This is a genomic window from Pseudoflavonifractor phocaeensis, assembly GCF_021531375.1.
In the GTDB taxonomy this organism is placed as follows: domain Bacteria; phylum Bacillota; class Clostridia; order Oscillospirales; family Oscillospiraceae; genus Lawsonibacter; species Lawsonibacter phocaeensis_B.
Genome location: NZ_JADYTU010000036.1, coordinates 1 through 18,743, shown reverse-complemented (window position 1 = coordinate 18,743; position 18,743 = coordinate 1). Strand labels below are relative to the sequence as shown.

The 18,743-nt window shown below is 51.2% G+C and carries 17 protein-coding genes and 1 pseudogene; 6 read left to right on the top strand and 12 right to left on the bottom strand.

The annotated features are described in order from the left end of the window. Positions 1 to 87: 87 nt before the first annotated feature. Positions 88 to 300, bottom strand: coding sequence for a hypothetical protein (locus tag I6E39_RS11155; RefSeq protein WP_338127132.1), 213 nt, complete (start codon positions 298 to 300; stop codon positions 88 to 90). A 222-nt stretch (positions 301 to 522) separates the two neighbouring features. Between I6E39_RS11155 and I6E39_RS09945 the strand changes: the two genes are divergently transcribed. From I6E39_RS09945 to I6E39_RS09925, 5 genes and pseudogenes are all read left to right on the top strand, one after another. Next, a complete protein-coding gene (locus I6E39_RS09945) occupies positions 523 to 1,806 on the top strand; it encodes an L-cysteine desulfidase family protein (RefSeq protein WP_478358466.1) in 1,284 nt (427 codons plus the stop codon). Positions 1,807 to 1,915: 109 nt separating this feature from the next. Then, the gene (tnpA, locus tag I6E39_RS09940; protein ID WP_235381436.1) at positions 1,916 to 2,236 is read left to right on the top strand and encodes an IS66 family insertion sequence element accessory protein TnpA; all 321 of its coding nucleotides are present in this window, start codon (positions 1,916 to 1,918) and stop codon (positions 2,234 to 2,236) included. Continuing rightward, a complete protein-coding gene (gene tnpB, locus I6E39_RS09935; protein WP_235381435.1) occupies positions 2,230 to 2,586 on the top strand; it encodes an IS66 family insertion sequence element accessory protein TnpB in 357 nt (118 codons plus the stop codon). The genes tnpA and tnpB overlap by 7 nt, the downstream gene beginning before the upstream one ends. A gap of 33 nt (positions 2,587 to 2,619) precedes the next feature. Beyond that, the gene (locus I6E39_RS09930; protein ID WP_235381434.1) at positions 2,620 to 3,510 is read left to right on the top strand and encodes an IS66 family transposase zinc-finger binding domain-containing protein; all 891 of its coding nucleotides are present in this window, start codon (positions 2,620 to 2,622) and stop codon (positions 3,508 to 3,510) included. 37 nt (positions 3,511 to 3,547) lie between these two features. Next, a pseudogene (locus I6E39_RS09925) lies at positions 3,548 to 3,733 on the top strand (transposase domain-containing protein); the annotation flags it as partial. Between the two features lie 159 nt (positions 3,734 to 3,892). Here I6E39_RS09925 and I6E39_RS09920 read toward each other — a convergent pair. From I6E39_RS09920 to I6E39_RS09870, 11 genes are all read right to left on the bottom strand, one after another. After that, the gene (locus I6E39_RS09920) at positions 3,893 to 4,855 is read right to left on the bottom strand and encodes a dipeptidase (RefSeq protein WP_235381433.1); all 963 of its coding nucleotides are present in this window, start codon (positions 4,853 to 4,855) and stop codon (positions 3,893 to 3,895) included. Positions 4,856 to 4,874: 19 nt separating this feature from the next. After that, positions 4,875 to 5,867 carry a D-cysteine desulfhydrase family protein gene (locus I6E39_RS09915; protein WP_235381432.1) on the bottom strand — a complete coding sequence of 331 codons (993 nt, stop codon included), beginning with the start codon at positions 5,865 to 5,867 and terminating at the stop codon, positions 4,875 to 4,877. Positions 5,868 to 5,899: 32 nt separating this feature from the next. Further along, positions 5,900 to 6,703 (bottom strand): M55 family metallopeptidase, encoded by an 804-nt coding sequence (locus I6E39_RS09910; RefSeq protein ID WP_235381431.1) that lies wholly within the window; start codon positions 6,701 to 6,703, stop codon positions 5,900 to 5,902. A 13-nt stretch (positions 6,704 to 6,716) separates the two neighbouring features. Then, on the bottom strand, positions 6,717 to 8,078 hold the full coding sequence (locus I6E39_RS09905; protein WP_235381430.1) for a transglutaminase-like domain-containing protein: 1,362 nt from the start codon (positions 8,076 to 8,078) through the stop codon (positions 6,717 to 6,719). A gap of 2 nt (positions 8,079 to 8,080) precedes the next feature. Next, on the bottom strand, positions 8,081 to 9,106 hold the full coding sequence (locus I6E39_RS09900; protein WP_235381429.1) for an asparaginase: 1,026 nt from the start codon (positions 9,104 to 9,106) through the stop codon (positions 8,081 to 8,083). Positions 9,107 to 9,127: 21 nt separating this feature from the next. After that, positions 9,128 to 10,126 carry a 1-aminocyclopropane-1-carboxylate deaminase/D-cysteine desulfhydrase gene (locus I6E39_RS09895; protein ID WP_235381428.1) on the bottom strand — a complete coding sequence of 333 codons (999 nt, stop codon included), beginning with the start codon at positions 10,124 to 10,126 and terminating at the stop codon, positions 9,128 to 9,130. A 20-nt stretch (positions 10,127 to 10,146) separates the two neighbouring features. Next, a complete protein-coding gene (locus I6E39_RS09890) occupies positions 10,147 to 11,118 on the bottom strand; it encodes an ABC transporter ATP-binding protein (protein ID WP_235381427.1) in 972 nt (323 codons plus the stop codon). Then, positions 11,111 to 12,133, bottom strand: a complete 1,023-nt coding sequence (locus tag I6E39_RS09885) for an ABC transporter ATP-binding protein (RefSeq protein ID WP_235381426.1) — start codon at positions 12,131 to 12,133, stop codon at positions 11,111 to 11,113. Before I6E39_RS09885 ends, I6E39_RS09890 begins: the two co-directional genes overlap by 8 nt. A gap of 11 nt (positions 12,134 to 12,144) precedes the next feature. Continuing rightward, positions 12,145 to 13,488 (bottom strand): ABC transporter permease, encoded by a 1,344-nt coding sequence (locus tag I6E39_RS11225; RefSeq protein WP_235381425.1) that lies wholly within the window; start codon positions 13,486 to 13,488, stop codon positions 12,145 to 12,147. 11 nt (positions 13,489 to 13,499) lie between these two features. Beyond that, a complete protein-coding gene (locus tag I6E39_RS09875; protein WP_235381424.1) occupies positions 13,500 to 14,417 on the bottom strand; it encodes an ABC transporter permease in 918 nt (305 codons plus the stop codon). A gap of 67 nt (positions 14,418 to 14,484) precedes the next feature. Then, on the bottom strand, positions 14,485 to 16,203 hold the full coding sequence (locus tag I6E39_RS09870) for a peptide ABC transporter substrate-binding protein (protein ID WP_235381423.1): 1,719 nt from the start codon (positions 16,201 to 16,203) through the stop codon (positions 14,485 to 14,487). Positions 16,204 to 16,550: 347 nt separating this feature from the next. On the opposite strand from I6E39_RS09870, the gene I6E39_RS09865 reads away from it, so the two are divergent. Beyond that, positions 16,551 to 18,623, top strand: a complete 2,073-nt coding sequence (locus I6E39_RS09865) for a sigma-54 interaction domain-containing protein (protein ID WP_235381422.1) — start codon at positions 16,551 to 16,553, stop codon at positions 18,621 to 18,623. Positions 18,624 to 18,743 lie beyond the last annotated feature (120 nt).

Here is an 18,743-nt window from a genome sequence, read left to right as displayed (position 1 = left end):
CTATCTCCAGTTCCAATGTTCTGCCTGAAAGCCTGTGGGTTTCGGCAGAATTTTTGCTTTTGTCAACAGGTCCCTTATCTTACCTTATCACTTGCAGGCGGCTTCAATGGAAAATCCCTGTTCCTTAAGCCAAAAATGGTCTCCATAATATTGGAGCCTCTGGGCGAATTCTTCCTTTGTTGCTGCTTCCGCTGCAGGAAAACACTCTGCTTCCACCGCCGCAACTGCCTCAAGATCCTGTAAGGTTGCTGTTCTGATTTTCATTGTTATTTTCCCTCCAATACGATCAAAAAACATCATTCTTTTTCTCTTTACCTTCTACCGTCATTTTAGTCTCAATCTTGCATTTAAGCCTGAAAAATAGTATAATATTCCCACCGGAAAAACAATTTTCGTTCGATTTTTCCATCCTTGCTGTGCTTTGGCCCAAAGCCGCCAATTTCAAAACGGCAGTCGTCCCTGATGCAGCCAAGCATCTCTTTTTCCATCACAGTACATTCAAATTTACACAGAGCGGAGGAAATTAAATTGGAAAAAAACGACCTGCTTTATCAAACCTATCTTCGGATTCTGGAGCGGGAACTGGTACCCGCCATGGGGTGTACAGAACCAATTGCAATTGCATACTGTGCTGCCCTGGCACGGTCGGTACTGAAACAGCTCCCTACAAAAGTAGAGATCCAAGCCAGCGGGAATATCATCAAAAATGTGAAAAGTGTGGTCGTTCCCAACACCGGTAATCGAAGAGGGATTGAAGTTGCAGCTGCCATTGGCATTCTGGGCGGGGATGAGTCTGCTCAGCTGGAAGTGATTTCTCACGTTTCCGAAGAAGTCAAAAATGCCCTGCCAAACTTTATGACGGAAACGGAATTTACGCTCGCTCCGACCGACTCCGATCAGGTATTGGATATCGTGGTTACAGTACGCGCCGATCACTCCTATGCACGGGTCCGAATCGCTCAAGAGCACACAAATGTTGTCCTGGTCGAGAAAGACGGCAGCTTCCTGCATCAAAAGAAACTGACGGTTGAACAAGTCGAGGATGAACCGGACTATACACTGTTAAGTATGGAAGGCATTTTTGAATTTGCCCAAAGCTGCGACTTAAACGATGTCCGATCCACCCTGGATCGACAGATCAATTTTAACTCCACCATTGCAGAAGAAGGCCTGCGGGGTGATTACGGCGCCAATATCGGCCGCACTTTGCTGCAGGCTTACGGCAATACCATTCAGGTTCGTGCCAAAGCGAAGGCTGCAGCCGCTTCGGATGCCCGCATGAACGGCTGCGAGCTGCCTGTTGTCATCAATTCCGGAAGCGGAAATCAGGGCATCACCGTCTCCCTTCCGGTAATTGAGTATGCCAAAGAATTGAACTCCAGTCAGGAGGATCTGTACCGCGCGCTCCTCATTTCAAACCTGACTGCTATCCACGAGAAAAATAGTATCGGCAGGCTGTCCGCTTTCTGCGGAGCTGTCAGCGCCGGTTCCGGCGCCGGCGCAGGCATTGCTTATCTGATGACCAAAGACCTGGATGTGATCGTCCACACTGTTGTCAATGCACTGGCCATCGCTTCCGGAATCGTCTGTGATGGAGCCAAGTCATCCTGCGCCGCCAAAATCGGTTCCGCTGTGGATGCAGGTATTCTCGGCTATGAAATGTACCGCAACGGACAGCAGTTTTATGGCGGGGACGGCCTGTTGGAAAAGGGAATTGAGAATACCATCCGAAACATCGGCCGTCTTGGCCGCGTTGGTATGCGCGAAACAGACCGCGAGATCATCCGAATCATGACAGGAACGTAACCGTCAAATAAAACGGCGTCTGGGAAAATTGAGAGGAGTGTGCAAAAATAACCTCAAGAGTTGGATAGTGTCCGAGAGGCTCGGATACTATCCGCGAGGAGGTATAGTAATGGAAACAGGACTGCAGGCACTCAACCAACAGCAGAGGACGGAACTATGGGCAGAACGGATACAGGCATGCCGCAGCAGCGGTCAAACTGTACAGATCTGGTGCAGGGAAAACGGCGTAAGCCAGGCCAGCTACTATAAGTGGCAGCGGCGTATTTTCAATATGGCAGCATCCGGAGCGCCACAGTTTGTCGAGGTTGCGACAAGGCCGGGCACTGCACCGTCCGCAGTCCTTCATATCGGTGAGGCATCCGTAGATATCATCCCCGGTATGGACGAAGAAACATTGGCAATGATTTGCCAGGTGCTGAAATCATGCTGAGCGATTTTACCGGAGCCGATAAAGTCTACCTTGCCTGCGGCTACACAGACCTGCGGCGCGGTATAGACGGGCTGGCGAATATCGTGCAGCAGCAGTTTGAATTGGATCCCTTCACCAACACGCTGTTCCTGTTCTGCGGCAGACGCCGGGACCGAATCAAGGCGCTATATTGGGAGGGGAACGGCTTTGTGCTGCTGTATAAGAGACTGGAAAACGGCGTATTCCAATGGCCGCGCAATGAGACGGAGGCACGGGAACTGACGCCGCAGCAATACCGCTGGCTTATGGAGGGACTGAATGTAGACCAGCCCAAGGCACACAAAGCTGTAACAGGGCTCAGTATTGTATAAAACACAGAATTATCCAAAGCCCCATTTTTGCCAATGGCTGAACTGAAGCCTCTGCATCCAATACCAAAGCCGCAACGGCAAAAGATGTGGTTTTGCAGCCTGAAAACGGCTCCAGACATGACAAAATCACACTTTTCTCATTGGCAGAATGACGAAGTTCCAATCCCGGAAAACGCAGAAAATATGGCGTTTTCCGGGATTTTCCTGTATAATGGAGCTATGGAAAAGAAAGAATTGCGGACAAGAAACACGGAAGAAACGGTTACTATTTCCCGTGCGGAATATGACGAATTGAAACTCCAGAACCAATGGCTTTTTGAGCAGCTGGGCCTTGCCAAAAAGCGGCAGTTTGGATCTTCTTCCGAGCGGATGCAGGAAGAGATGATGGAACAGTTTGCATTGACCTACAACGAAGCGGAGGCCAACACCTACGGTACCAAAACCGCCACAGAAGCGCAGATCCGGGTCAAGGAACATGCACGCAGACATTCCGGGAGCATTGAAGACGTCATCCCTGAGAGTCTTCCTGTTGAAACCATTGAGCACCACCCGGATGATATCCATTGCCCGGTCTGCGGGACGGAAATGGTGGTCATAGGCAAGGAAGTGCGCAAGACGCTGAAAATAACTCCGCCGCAATACAGCGTGGTGGAGGATGTTTACTACACCTATGCCTGCAAGGCCTGTGAAAAAGCAACGGACGAGGCTGTCATTGTAAAGGCACCGAAGGAGTCCGCTGTCATTTCCGGCAGTTTCGCCTCCCCGGAGGCAATTGCCCATATCATGGTACAGAAGTTTTTGATGTACGCACCGTTGTACCGGCAGGAGCAGGAGATGCGGCGTGCGGGATTATTATGGGCGATTTCCATACTACATCAATGTGCAGATTCATGGTGGCCACTCAGGCCGCACTGCGGCCACTGAACGCCGCACCATCGGCCACTCGCCACCGCCGTATGCAGCAGGCGCACAGTCCAGTTCTGTGATCTACAGCTTGATTGAGACAGCCAAAGAGAATGGCCTGGATCCCTACCGGTATTTGCTCTGGATCCTGCGGGAGGCCCCAAAGGCAGCAGAAAACGAAGCAGACTGGAAAGAACACTTTTTACCGGAAGTTGCTCCTGACAGCTGTAAAACGAATACTTGATTTTGAGGGCGGCCCCGCTTTGGTGCCGCCCTTTCATACGCGTCCAGATTTGACGGTTACCAGGAAACTGATCATTTCCTGTATGAACGCGAGCCTCCGCCTGAAGCGGATGGAGAAGCGGCCAAAGTCAAATATGACTTTGGCCGCTTTATTTTATGCTCAGTCCTCTCCCCAATAGCGGGCAAAGAAGCGCTCTGCATTCCGGTAGCAGATACCCTCGATCTGCTCTGTACTGAACCCGGCCCGTTCCATGGCCTGAGCCAGTTTGGGCATTTCTCCGGCTCCGTTGACCTCGATTTCTGTCTCCATTCCGTCAAAGTCAGTTCCCAGTCCAAGCACCTGCTCACCGCCTACATTCACAACGTGGCGGCAGTGGCGGATCATATCATCGATCCGGCCCACAGGGTCTTCCGACAGGAAATCAGAGTAAAAGTTCAACCCCATAATGCCGCCCCGATCTGCCAGCGCCCGGATCATCTCATCACTCAGGTTTCGGCTTACATTCCGCATTTCTCTGGAATTGGAGTGGGTAGCCATAAAGGGGCGTGTTCCATGCTCGACCACATCCCAAAATCCGCGGTCTGACAGGTGGGAGACATCCACCACCATACCAAGCTCATCCATACGGCTCACAGTTTCCAGGCCAAAGGGCTTCAGCCCCTTCTCCTGAAATTCAGCAGGACGGTGGGGATAAGCCAAACAGTTCTCGTGATTCCAGGTCAGATTCATCACCCGAACGCCCTTTTGATGGAGCACATCCAGACGACTGAGATCCCCTTCCAACACGCCGCCCTCCTCCAGTGTCAGAAAGGCAGACAGTTTGCCGTGCTCCTTATTCGCCTTGTACTGCTTATAATCTCCTGCAAAACACACCTTGTCTTTATCCATTGACAACTGCTGGTTGAACAGTTCGATCATTCCCAGCACGTCCTCATAGCAGCTGCCCAGCTTGGGCTTCTGCGTCAGACTCAGGAAGCAGGCAAACATCTGGGCGGTATACCCGCTGTCCATTTCCCGTTTTAGATCCACATGGCAGTTATTCTCCCACAGGTCACCAATTTCTCCCTTGGCCCGATAGAACAGACGGTACAGGGTATCTACATGAAAATCAATAAAATTCATTCTGCGCCTTCCTCTTTCTTTACAGGTCGAACTGCTCCTTTACCGGGAACAGGCCAAACAGGCCGCCGGTATGAAGGAAAAGAACATTACAGCTCTTCTTAAAGCTGCCCTTTTCAACCTCATTGACAAAACCATACATACATTTCCCGGTATAGACCGGATCCAGGACCAAGCCCTCCATCCGGGCGAAATCCCGGATAAAGTCCAGCTCCTCCTTTCGGCTGAGTGCATATCCCCGGCCCACATAGCCATCTAAAATCTCAATTTCTTCAGGTGCTATTGCCAAGGACGGCTCCTCCAGATAGGACGAAGCCTCTGTCACGATCTCGGATATGCGGTGTTGGAAAAAATCTGCATCATCACATACATTGATTCCAACCACTCTCTTATTCAGGCCATAGAGCTTGTTGGCCAGCACCAGACCGGCCAGCGTTCCGCCGGAGCCCACTGCATCCACGATGGTATCAAATTGAAGTCCCATCTCTTTCTCCTGCTGCAAAATTTCCTGCATACAGGACAAATAGCCAAAGGTCCCAATACCATTGGATGCTCCCTCCGGAATGATATATGCCTTATGTCCCTGGCCGGCAAACTCCCGGGCCAGTTCCTCCATGATCTCCAATCTGCGGGTTCGGTAATCCTCAGCAGAAACAAAACGCACATCCGCACCCAGCACCCGGTCCAGAAAATAGTTGCCGTCCAGAGCCGGTGCAGGATCATCTGTGCGGAGTAGCAGACAGGAACGCAAACCCAGCCGTGCTGCCGCCGCGGCTGTAGCGCGGCAGTGATTGGACTGAATCCCGCCACAGGTAATCAGGGTGTCTGCGCCCTGATCCAGCGCCTCCTGAATAGAAAATTCCAATTTCCGGATCTTATTTCCAGACCACTCAGAGCCCGACATGTCATCCCGCTTTACATATACATTCAGTCCTGTCTGCTCCGAAAAACGTGTCAGCTTTTCGATGCGGGTGGGCAGATTGGCCAGCTTAATTCGATTGGGAAAGGGTTTCATATTACGTCCTCCTGCCAAGAAATTCAAGTGGATCAGAACACAAAGTGGAAAAAGCGCAGCACTTCTTCATAGCTGTCACTGGTAAACTCCACAGTGTGTGCATCCAGCCGTTTTGTGTTGAAGTAGTGGGACGCATAAGCAGCGTCATAATGCTTCTGATAGGCTACTGTGACCCTAAAATACTCTGGAAGGTCATAGCGATAACGGCTCAGATCTCCGCTGAGAGCCCGCTTGGCTGTCTCCTCCAGCTCGCGCTCCACCACGCTGGGATGGCGGCTGATTACGGCGGCGGCTACTCCCTCTTTTGTGGCAACGGTCTCAATCTGACTGTTAACCGCCTTTGCCTTGGCGCAAATTGCTGCGTCGCCGGAAATCATAGCGGTAGGCACCCCAAGTCCCGTCGCCGCATAGGAAAAGATATGGAACTCTCCTGCATGCACACCGTTGATGGTAACTTCCCGTATCTTTCTGCTGCTGATTGTATGGGCCATGGGGCTTCCGCCCTGTCCGGCTGCATCATGGTATCCAACAAAGATAATGGCATCATAACTTGCGTCCACATTGCCGATCATAGCATAAGGGCTGCGCATTTCTCCGCGAATCAGCTGCGCCTGTTCCGGAAGATATTCATGGAAAATATTCATACCCGCACCGTGGGCATCTTTAATCGTGATCAACTCGGCGCCGGCGGCCACGGCGCCGCGGCAAACGGCACCGACCTCACGGCTCATCTGCTCCATTCCGCGCGTATAGAGCTGGGGATTATCATTTCCAGCCTCTACAAAGGAAACCAGATCAGCCACGCCTTCAATATCCGCACTGATAAATACTTTCATGCTCTTCTTCCTTTCAGCCGATCTGATGGATGTCCACCATAGTATGCTCGCAGTTATACTCCTTGGAAGTCAGTGCACGGTCATCATATTCACACTCGCCGTACTGGTTGTCGGTAGGATCGTTGCGCATAAACTTCTTCGGAGGGTCAAACTCGTGCTGGAACGCCAAATTTGCCGGCATGCGGAATGGATCCAGATTGCCAAAGTAAAATGCGCGCCGCTCCTCGTTTCCAAGGCGGTGGGCACTTCCGCCGAAAGACAAATCGGCATACAGCCATCCATAGGGCTCGACATAGAACTGTGCCCAGTCGTGTCCGCCAATATCGTAAGGAGCTGCAAACAATCCAGACTGCCAACGAGCAGGCACCCCGGCACAGCGGCACAGGGTGATAAACAGTACCGCTTGCACCCCACAGTCACCTTTCTGATTAACCGCGGCATACTCCGGGATATTCAGGAACGTACTGTACCGGCGCACATAGGAATATCGAACCCGGTCAGTGATGTACTCATAGATCCGCTTGGCTTTCAGAAGAGGGTTGGTCTCATCACCAACAATCTCCTGGCACATCGCACGAATCAGAGGTGTGAACATAATATGAGGAGCTTCCTCCTCCAGATAGAAGGATGGCTGCTCAGCAGAAATTTTATCAGGGTCAGGCTCTACATAGGTCAGGTGATTTTCAAAGCTGTATTCCACGGTGAACTCGTCCCCTGCCTCCAGCTTTTTCCGGAAACATACTGTGCGGCTCTCAGCATCCTCAGGAGCAACATAGGCATCGGGGCTGAGCGTATGAATCTGGAAATTTTTCACTTGGGGACTGTTATTTGGAATGGGAAGGTGGACTGTAATCGGTTCTCCGATTCTCCCATTCTCTCCCACTTTCAACGTTGAACGGATCCGGATGTAATAGGCAGTCTTGCCATGCTCCTTCATATAGTTCATATTTCCATTCAAAACATCCTGCTTCACCTTAGCCGCTTCAGCATCTTCGGGAACGATCAAACGTTTGGTAATGGGATGCTGCACCTTGCGGAGATTTTCATGGAAATGGCGCACAAAGTGCATTTTTCTTTCCCGATAGATCCAATCCACCTGATTCTCCGCAATCAGCTCGTCAAACTCTTCCTTTGTAAAATCCCGGAATTCGCCCTGGAGCATCTCTAATGCCTGCTCATAGGGGAAGGGATACTCCCTCTCCAACTCGGTGATCCGGTTCTGTTCCAATTCCAACCGCTCTCTCAGGGCATGGGGCAGGGGGCCTGCCAACCGGCGGCGGATCAAATCTTTCGCCATCTCAAAGCAGCCAGCATCTTCCTGTTTCTGGATATCCTCCGGCAGAGGAATAGCAAAATTTTTCAATCGTTCCAGCATATTTAAACACACTCCTGTTCAATCCCATTGGACACAAGAGTAAAGTCGATTTCTTTGCGTCCTACGATCTGGTTATGGTGGTTATAGATATCGGGATCCCAGCACTCTTTCAGCTTGTCCTGCTCCTGTTGGGAAATTACTCCCAGATCCGTCAGCACCTTCATAACAACGCCTGGCATAAATTCTGAGCAGCCATCTTCCAGCTTGACCACAATTCCAATCCCACGATCTTTCAGGCCAATCCCATAGAAAGAACCCGCTCCGGATTTGCTGAACAGCCGCTCTCCAAAGGCTCTCATCAAACAGGTGCAAAGCCTTCCGGTGCCCGCCACTTCATAGGGGTAGGAAGTCATAGCCTGGGTAATTCGACGCACCGCTTTTCCCCGTCGTTCCCCCAGAAGCTCCGGCTTGGACATTCTGGCATATCCCTGAGCCAACTTGACCATGGGCAACGCATGAACCGGTACACCGCAGCCATCTACCGCAAAAATCAGATCCTCTAATTTACAGTCACAGACATGGCAGAGGATCTCATTGATCCTGCGCTGGGTAGGACTGTCCGGAGATGGGTAGCATGTCAGGTCCTCGCCATAGAACTTCGCCGTCAACAACATGCCGGCATGTTTGCCGGAACAGTCACAGTGAAGGGGGTCTGGGGGAAGACCACGGCGAATCATCTCCCATTTGCTCTCCTGAAAAATAGGATATTCGTTCCCGCACAACAGATATGAGCTATCCAATCCCGCTTTGCGGAGGATCTGCTCCACCAGGGCCACATGTCCGGACTCTCCGTTGTGTGATGCACACATAATGGCCAATTCCTGATCTGTTATTTCATACGCATCCAACGCACCACTTTCGCAAACCGCAATTGCTTGCATGGGCTTGGCTCCAGAGCGCGCAAAGGTAACCGCATAGGGATCTCCATAGTGATACAGTACCTTCCCCGCGGTGTCAGATACAACGATCCGCCCATGGTGCTCCAAATCCCGAAGCGCCCCCCGGTACGTCCTGGCTACTATTGACATCTCCCATCCCCCCTTTCCATTTTAAAACTGGCTGAATAATGCGCTGAATCCACCCGTGTGAAGGTAACAGGCGCTCCCTTCCACCAGGCCCTTCCGCACCATATCCAGCATACCATAAAGGGTCTTGCTGGTATAGACCTGCTCTACGAAAATTCCTTCGCTCTGGGCCAGATCATAGATCTGCTGCACACACTCAGGTGTGGACTTGCCCCAGCCTTCTCCACGATATTCCTCGTGAATAGTATAGACGCTGCTAAAATCATACGTCTGAAGCTGTCCGGTCAGTTCCGCAATTTCTCTAAGGAAGGTCTCCAGAATTTCTTTGAGTTTCTCTTTTTCATGCTCGACTGTGATTACATGGACATGGAAGGGAGCTTGGGTCAGCGCTGCTCCAAAAATCGTTCCAGCCGCCAGTCCGCCATTCCCGCCCGGAACAAACAGGTGCTTCAAATCCAAATTCTGCTCTTGGCACTGCTGACACAGTTCCATGGCTGCATGGACATATCCAAGAGCCCCCAGCGCGGTAGAAGCGCCGTTCTGGATCACATAAGGGTGACGTCCCTGGTCCTCCAACTCCTGTGCATAACGGAGCACCAACGCCTCTCTCTCTTTGTCTGTGACATCGCCCACATACCGCAGGTCTGCCCCCAACAGTTGGTTCAGCAGTTGATTTCCCACTTTGTGCTCTGGCTCGGCCTCGTCATTGTGGACGATCACACAGTCCAGGTCTGACTTGCGGCAAGCCGACACCGCCAGTGTGCACAGATTGGACTGACTCTTTCCTGAGGCGAATATTACATCGCTGCCCTGTTTCACCGCCTTGCCCAGCAGATACTCAAGATTCCTGGTCTTATTGCCCCCAGGACCAAGGCCGGTCAGATCATCTCGCTTGATATACAGCGGAATGGAGGTCCCCAGATTCGTTTGAAGGTTCTTCATCGGCTGCAGTGGGGTGGGAAATGTCCCCAGCTCCAGCCGGGGAAATTCCTCCAGGACCTCCCTTGTATGTTCAATGTTCACGCTCAACACCTCTTACTTCCTTATACCAGATAGCAAGCCACATAGTGGTTTCCACCCACATCCTTCAGCGGCGGCGGCGCCTCTTTGCACTCCGGTTTTGCATAAGGGCAACGGCTTGCAAACTTGCAGCCTACCGGGGAATTCAAGGGACTTGGGACCTCGCCCTCCAGAAGAATCTGATGGCTTTGCGCCGCCTTCTCGGGGTCTGCGATAGGAATGGCGGAAAGAAGCGCTTTGCTGTATGGGTGCAGGGTATTCTGATAGAGCTCCTCCGTCTCAGCCACCTCTACCAGGCTGCCCAGATACATAACTCCCACACGGTCAGAGATGTGGCGCACCATGGATAGGTCATGAGCCACAAACAGATAGGTCAGTCCAAATTCTTCCTGAAGATCCTTCAGCATATTGACGACCTGTGCCTGAATCGAAACGTCCAGCGCAGAAATCGGTTCGTCACAGATGATGAATTCCGGATTGACCGCCAACGCGCGGGCGATTCCCACTCTCTGCCGCTGTCCTCCCGAAAATTCATGAGGATATCGGCTGGCGTGGTCCTTGTTGAGTCCGACGCGATCCAAAAGCTCCAGGATATACTCCTCTCGCTCCTTTCCGGACTTCAAATGATGAATATCCAACGGTTCCCCAATAATATCAGATACCGTCATCCGTGCGTTCAAGGATGCATAGGGATCCTGGAAAATCATCTGCATTTTCTTCCGGTAAGGCATGAATTCCTTTGGTTTAAGCCTGGTGATATCCTCTCCATCATAACGGATGGTACCATCCGTAGGATCGTAAAGGCGGATCAGGGTCCGTCCGGTTGTCGTCTTGCCGCAGCCTGACTCACCAACCAGGCCAAAGGTCTCCCCTTTATCGATGGTAAAGGAAATATTATCCACTGCCTTTACGTAGGATGTTTTACGGCGAATCACACCATCCACCTTTTTGAAGTACATCTTCAGGTTTTCTACTTCCAGCAAATGCTCAGCCATTCCGGATCCCTCCCTTCTGCTGCTGATACTTCTCCGGCTGCGGTGCCTCCGGGTGGCACAGCCAGCACTTGACACAGTGGCCTTCACCGATTTCAAATTCCGGAGCCGGGTTCTCCTTGCAGATCTGCATGGCAAACTCACACCGGGGATAGAACGGGCATCCCTTGGGAGGGCTGAGCATATCAGGAGGCGTTCCCGGAATAGATTCCAACCGCTGATCGGTCTCCCCTGCTTTGGGGATGGACTTGAGCAGACCCATGGTATAGGGATGACGCGGTGTGTAGAAAATATCTTCCACTCGGCCGGTTTCCATGATCTGCCCACCATACATCACAAGGATGCGGCTGCACGAACTGGCTACGACACCCAGATCGTGGGTAATCAGAATAATGGAGGTCCCAGTACGCTCCTGCAGCTCTTTCAGCAGCCGAAGCACCTGGGCCTGTATGGTAACATCCAAAGCGGTTGTCGGCTCATCGGCGATCAACAGTTCCGGCTGACACGCCAGCGCCATAGCAATCATGGCTCTCTGGCGCATGCCGCCGGAAAACTCATGCGGGTAGCTGTTGACACGAGCGGCTGGATCTGGGATGCCAACCATCCCTAACATCTCAATGGTCTTTTCTGTTGCTTCTTTTTTGGTTAATTTCTGATGCTCCAAGATGACTTCGTTGATCTGATTTCCAATTGTATACAGCGGATTCAGTGCCGTCATAGGGTCCTGAAAACACATGGAGATCTGATTTCCGCGGACCTTGCGCATCTCTTTTTTGTCCTTTTTCAGGAGGTCCTCTCCATTGAACAAGATCTCTCCTCCAGTGACCCGTCCCGGGTACTGGAGCAGCTGCATAATGGACAAGGATGTAACACTTTTCCCGCTGCCCGACTCGCCCACGATTCCCACAAACTCTCCGCGGTCAATGGAAAAACTGATATCACGAATCGCCTTGACTTCGCCCACATGGGTAAAGAAAGAGGTACTCAGATGTTTCACTTCCAACAATTTTTCTGACAAAGCCGTCCGCCTCACTTTCTTTGCTTGGGATCAAAGGCGTCCCGCAGGCCGTCACTAAACAGGTTGAAGGCCAAAATGGTCACCGAGATCGCTACTGCAGGGATAAGCAGCTGATAGGGATAAACATAGATACTGGCCAGTGCATCGTTGCACAGGGTGCCCCAGGATGCCATGGGGGCAGAAATGCCCAAGCCGATGAAGCTCAGGAAGGCCTCTGTGAAAATTGCATTGGGGATCTGCATGGCGATAGCCACCATAATGGTACCCATCATGTTGGGGATCAGATGCTTGACGAAAATACGCCCTGTGGAGGCGCCCAATGTTCTGGCCGCCAAGACAAACTCACTGTTTTTCAAGCTGAGCACCTGACCGCGCACGATTCGGGCCATTCTGACCCAGTAGGTAAGTCCTAAAGCCAGGATAATGGACTGCATACCCGAGCCGATGACCACCATGATCAAAATCACGTACAATGTAACAGGAACTGAGTCGATCACGTCCACGATACGCATCATGATCGTATCCACGTTTCCGCCCTTATAGCCGGCAAAGCACCCGTAGAACACGCCGATGATAAAATTGACAAGCGCGGCAAAAATACCAACTGTCAGGGACATACGCGCACCATAAACCACACGGATAAACAGGTCCCGTCCCAAAGAGTCACTGCCCAAAATAAAGGTCTTGTTCCAAACCGATTTGCTCTCTGTCAGCCGATTTCCGTCGTAGGTAACGCTGCACTTCTCGATCTTTTCTTCCAGGATGTTCTTGGCTTCTACCAGAGAAACGGTGGTATTCTTGGCCTCGTCTCCGAAATAGTGGGACAAGTACTTTGCCGCAGTGGCAGGAACCTCTCCCTTGTCTGCATATTTCTTTTCAAGCTTGTTATATTCTTTCAGCGCTTGTGTATAGAGACTGTAATCAATCACCAATTCTTTGCCATTCAAGTCGTAGGTGCTTTTCCGGGTGATCACATCTTTATATGTAGGCTGAATCAGCTGGACCAGCTCTCCCTTGTGGGTCACTTCCATGGCATCATAGCTTTTTGTGATGTAGATACACATGTCGTTTGACTCGTCCTGAATGGGATAGACCTTCAGAATCGGAGGTGTGTTGGACAGGGTAAGGGTCTGTTCCTCATAGCTATAGCCCCAGAAGAACGGAATCAGCACAGCACTCAGCACCAACACGATAATCACAAACATGGATACCATAGCCATTTTGTTCTTCTTCAGGCGGCGCCAACCATCCTGCAAAAAGGTAAGGCTTGGTTTTTCAATCTTCTCAGAATCTTTTTCCTGCTCCTGCAGGGGCACCCACAGTTCGGGGGCAATATGCTCCTTTTTTTCTACCACAGTTATCCCCCTCACTCGTACTTGATCCTTGGATCAACAAAGACATACAGAATATCTACCACTAACGTACAAAAGACCAGGAATACTGCAAAGAATACGGTGATACCCATAATCATGGTGTAATCCCGGGTCAGTACGCTGGAAGTGAACAGGCTGCCGATGCCGGGGATTCCAAATACCTTCTCAATTACGAAGGAGCCGGTAACCACCATGGCCACCATTGGTCCCACATAGGTGACTACGGGAAGAATGGCATTGCGCATAGCATGCTTGGTGACTACCTTGAACTCCGAGATTCCCTTTGCACGGGCAGTACGGATATAGTCCTGGTTCAATTCCTCTATCATAGACGTCCTCATCAATCTGGTTACAAAGGCCATTGAAAAGACAGACGTCACAAGAACGGGGCCAATATATCCCGTCCACGGCTTTACGCCGAAGGCAGGGACAAGCCCCAGTATTTTACTAAATAAAAACAGATACAGCGTGGCAAATACAAAGCTTGGGATAGTGGCTCCCAATGTGGACAGGACCATCAGGAACCGGTCCACAAATTTATTCTGCCGCAACGCCGCTATAATGCCGGCCATGACGCCAAATATGACGATCAGGCCCGAGGCATATATTCCGATCCTTAATGAATATGGAAATCCAGCTGCGATGATTTCATTGGTCGTCAGTCCGACCTTTAGATAGGACATGCCAAAATCTCCGTGGGCATAGTCCACAATGTACTTGATATACCGCTCGAGAGGCGGCTTGTTCAAGCCAAACTTTTCATTCAGCGCTTCCTGCAATGCAACATCATAAACCTTATCTGTCGAGATTGGGCTGCCGGGAATAGAATTCATCAGGACAAAGGTGAGCGTCATGATAAACCAGATGGTAATAAGAGCAGCAACCACCCGCTTTAATATGTATCGAATCATACTGTCCCCCTCCTTTGGGAAAAGGCGGGGGCGTCTACGCGAATAGACGCCCCCATTGTCCTTTGTGTTAGGCTACAAATTCAGCGTTTCGGAAAATCCAGTTACCGGTCTTGGAAATCTGAACACCAGTAACCACATCCTGATTGATCAGGGCCTTCGTCACATAGTAGTAAATGGGGCAGGCGGGCAGCTCGTTCATGAGGATCTCCTCTGCCTGCATCCACAGCTTGTCGCGCTCTTCACCCTGGGCAGCCATGGCGGCCTGGTAGGTGTCCTCAAATGCCTTCTGACCGGGGTTCAGGGTCTTGTCGTGGGGCGCACTGGCATCCTCAGCATATCTCCACTGAGCCATACAGCCGGAGTCCAGCTTAAACTGCTTGATCATCTGGCTGCCGTCATAATAGCCGGCGCTCCAACCGGACAGGCCGATATCAAACTTGCCGTCGCGCTTGGTCTGAAGGGCAACACTCTTGTCCTCGTTGCGCAGGTCAATGGTGATGTTCAGGTTCTCTTTCCACATCTGCTGAAGGGCCTCACAGATCTTCTTATCGCTCTCACCGGTGTAGTACAGCAACTCGACCTTGGGGAAGCCTTCGCCATTGGGATAGCCGGCCTCGGCAAGGAGCTTCTGGGCAGTCTCTACATCGGGAGCATCCGCAGTGATGCCATAGGCAGGCTCAGGCAGGCCGTTGGCGCCCATGGTGCGGTAAGAGGAGCCGTCAGTCTTCTGAGTGGAGGGGGGCAGGAATCCGGTGGCAGGAATCTCACCGGAGCGGGTGATCTGGTCTGTGATCTCCTTGCGGTTGATGGCCAGGGTCAGAGCGCGGCGAACGCGCACATCACTGATGACCTCGTCATCCACGTTGAAGTCCAGATACTTGGTTCCGCAGATGGGGATGACGACCAGGTTGGGGTCCTCGGCCAGCAGAGAGGGAACTTCCTCGGCAGGCATGACCTCAGTGCAGTGGATCTCACCGGCCTCATAGCCCTGAAGAGAGGTGTTCTCGTCGTTGACCATAATCGCACGGATACCGGGCATCTTGATCGAATCAGCATCATAGTATTCGTCGTTCTTGACCATTAACAGGTGAGAACCGATCTGGTACTCAGCCAGCTTGAAGGGGCCGTTGCAAACGAAGGTCTCAGTCTTCTTCTCCCAGCCCTCGCCCTGATCCACGCACTCCTTTTTAACGGGGCAGTAGATATCGGCAGAGATACGGTTCAGGAAGAAGGGAGCGGGGTTCTTCAGAACGACCTCGAAGGTATAGTCATCAAGGGCAGTGGCCTTGACCTCATCGGCAGTGCCGGTGCCGGCCAGATACTCAGCAGCACCCACCACATAGTCGGTCACACCGGCAGCAGAGGGGGAAGCCACCTTGGGATCACACATACGCTTCCAGGTATACTCAAAGTCATGGGCGGTCACGGGGGTACCGTCAGACCAGTTGGACTTTCTCAGGTGGAAAGTATAGGTCAGGCCGTCATCAGAAATGTCCCAGCGCTCAGCCACACCGGGCTCAATGCCATCCTCGACCTGCTTGGTCAGGCCTTCAAACATGCTGATGGTAATGTACTCAGAAACCGTCTCAGAGCTGAGGGTCGGGTCCCAAGTCTTGGGCTCGGCGCCCAGGTTCCACACCAGATACTCAGGGGTAGTGGTTCCGCTTTGATTGCCTGAGGAGCTGCTTCCGCCGCCGGATTTGTCGGAATTGTTTCCACAGCCGGCCAGGAGCGAGCCCACCATGGCCGTAGCCAACAGGGCTGCTAACAGTCTGCGCTTTTTCATAGTCATTCTACCTCCATTTTTATTGGAACACTTCTGTTCCTGTTACTCTAAATAATATAGCAATTTCCGCACCAACTTTCTGGAATCACAAAAAATTTTATATTGTTACTGAAAATTCACACTTTATTCGAAGTTTGCTCATTTTTCTCGGCCTTCAATTTTTACTTAAGTGTTATTTTATCACTTTATTTACATCAATAGGTTATTTATTTTTATTTAATAACCTATTGAATTCTGGACATTCCATTATTTCCTGATATAATAAAATTCAATGGATCTTATGCTTATAAAATGAATCCGAATTTTCTGCATTCTGATGCGGATGAAAAGGGGGCACCGTATACACCGTGAAAAAATTGGTCGTTGTAACCTATCAGGAGCAAACCGGACAGCAATATGTCGAAACGATCCGCGCTCTTTTCGGCCGCTCCATTGAAGTATCTTTCCAGTCCATGTTTGAGGAACTTCCCAAGGGCATGGATCCGGATCTGGTGCTGGCCTCCACTTATACTGTATGTGAAGTGCTAAAAAACCATGTCCAAAATTTCGACAATGTTATCGTTGCAGATATTACTTTACGCAAGGATGCCGTGGAGCAGCTCCGGGCCTATCCCCCACATACAAAAGCCATTCTGGTAAACATTTCTTTGGAAAGTGCCATTGATACCATTTCATTGATCTATAAGCATGGGATTAAAAATCTGGATCTCACCCCGGTCTATCCTCCGGTTTCTGAGTTCCCTTCCTGCCACCTGGCTATTACCCCCGGCGAAACTGACCTTGTCCCCAGTGGAATCGAGAACGTCATTGACCTGGGTGAGCGGGTGCTTTCCATCAAAACAATTTCTGAAATTGCCACCCGCCTCAATATGATCGAGGTACTCAGTCAGCCCCACTGCCTGTCCTATTTTAATACCCTTGTTTCTACCGATGTCAGTACTCCCGGCATGCTGGGACAAATTGGCGCATTGGAGCAGCAGCTCCACTTTATCATGCAGATTTTTGGCTCTGGCGTCATGAGTCTGGACGATCAGGGGATCATCACATTTTCCAACACTGCCGCCGCATCCCTTCTGGGGCATCAGGCCCAGGAACTGCAAGGCCACCCCCTGTGTGATACACTCCCCTCTCTGTGGGACGGCGGAAAACCGTTGCTCGTACAGGATCAGGTCATCAGGACCCCTTCTAATGTATTGATCGTCTCTGTCCATCACATGGAGTATAACTCCATTCTCCGTGGATATCTGGTCCTGATCCGCCGTTTTACAGACTTGGAAAAGGAACAGTATAAAATCCGCCGGCAGGTTATGTCCCGGGGGCATGTGGCAAAATACTCTCTTGAAAATATCGTTGGGGACAGCCCTGCAATTCGGCAGACCAAACAAATGGCCCAGAAAATCGCTGCGTCCAACTCCACTATCTTAATATATGGTCAAACCGGAACAGGAAAAGAGCTCTTTGCCCAGTCAATCCACAATGCCTCACCCCGGCGTGACTTTCCTTTTATCGCCATTAACTGCGCCGCCATTCCCGAAACTCTGCTGGAAAGCGAGTTGTTCGGGTATGAGGAGGGCTCCTTCACCGGAGCCAAACGCGGCGGAAAACCCGGCTATTTCGAGCTGGCTCACGGAGGAACGCTTTTTCTTGATGAGATCAGCGAGATGGATATCAGCTTGCAAACCAGACTGCTCCGAGTGCTCCAAGAAAAGGAAGTCACCCGTGTAGGCGGCAACACTATCATTAATGTAGACGTTCGAATTATCGCCGCATCCAATAAAAATTTAAAAGAACTGGTCGGGCAATCCGCTTTCCGACGCGACTTATATTACCGTTTGAATGTGCTGAGCATCCATCTTCCTCCTCTTGACCAGAGAAAGGAAGACATCCCCCTTCTGATCGAGGCAATGAAGCAGGAAATGGGCGGAACATTTACTTTGACCCCAGATGCTCTATCAACCATTCAAAGCATTCATTTCGAGGGAAACGTTCGTGAGCTGCGCAATTTAGTGGAGCGTCTTCTCTATGCCGATACCCAGCCCATTGATGCGCAAACTGTCCGGCAATACTTAGATCAGGATCCAACCTCTGGCGCGGCTGAGCATATCACTTCCGTCGTCAACCGTTTTATACGGGATCAGCGCCATCGTCTTTCTGACCTGAAACAGGTGATGGAAGTTCTGATGCAGACCTATCAAAGCCGTATTCGTATGGGCAGGGGCTCCATTCAAAATGCGCTGGAAGCCCGAGGGGTCTATCTTTCCGAACAGGAGATCCGCACTCTGCTGCAAATTTTGCAGCTATACGGCTTTATCCAGGTCCTCCGGGGCCGGGGCGGAACCCACATTACAGATTTAGGTGTCACAGCACTCAATCAGCTGCGCTCCGGGACATTCGGCGACTCCCTTTCCTCGTTTTCCTGATCTGCACCGCCTAGCCCCCCAAAAAAATCAAGGTGCCGTCAAGAGTTGGACCTGTTGACAAAGTGGCGTATAAACCCTTTCTATGGTACAATAACTATAGGGAGGGATGTGGCATGATGG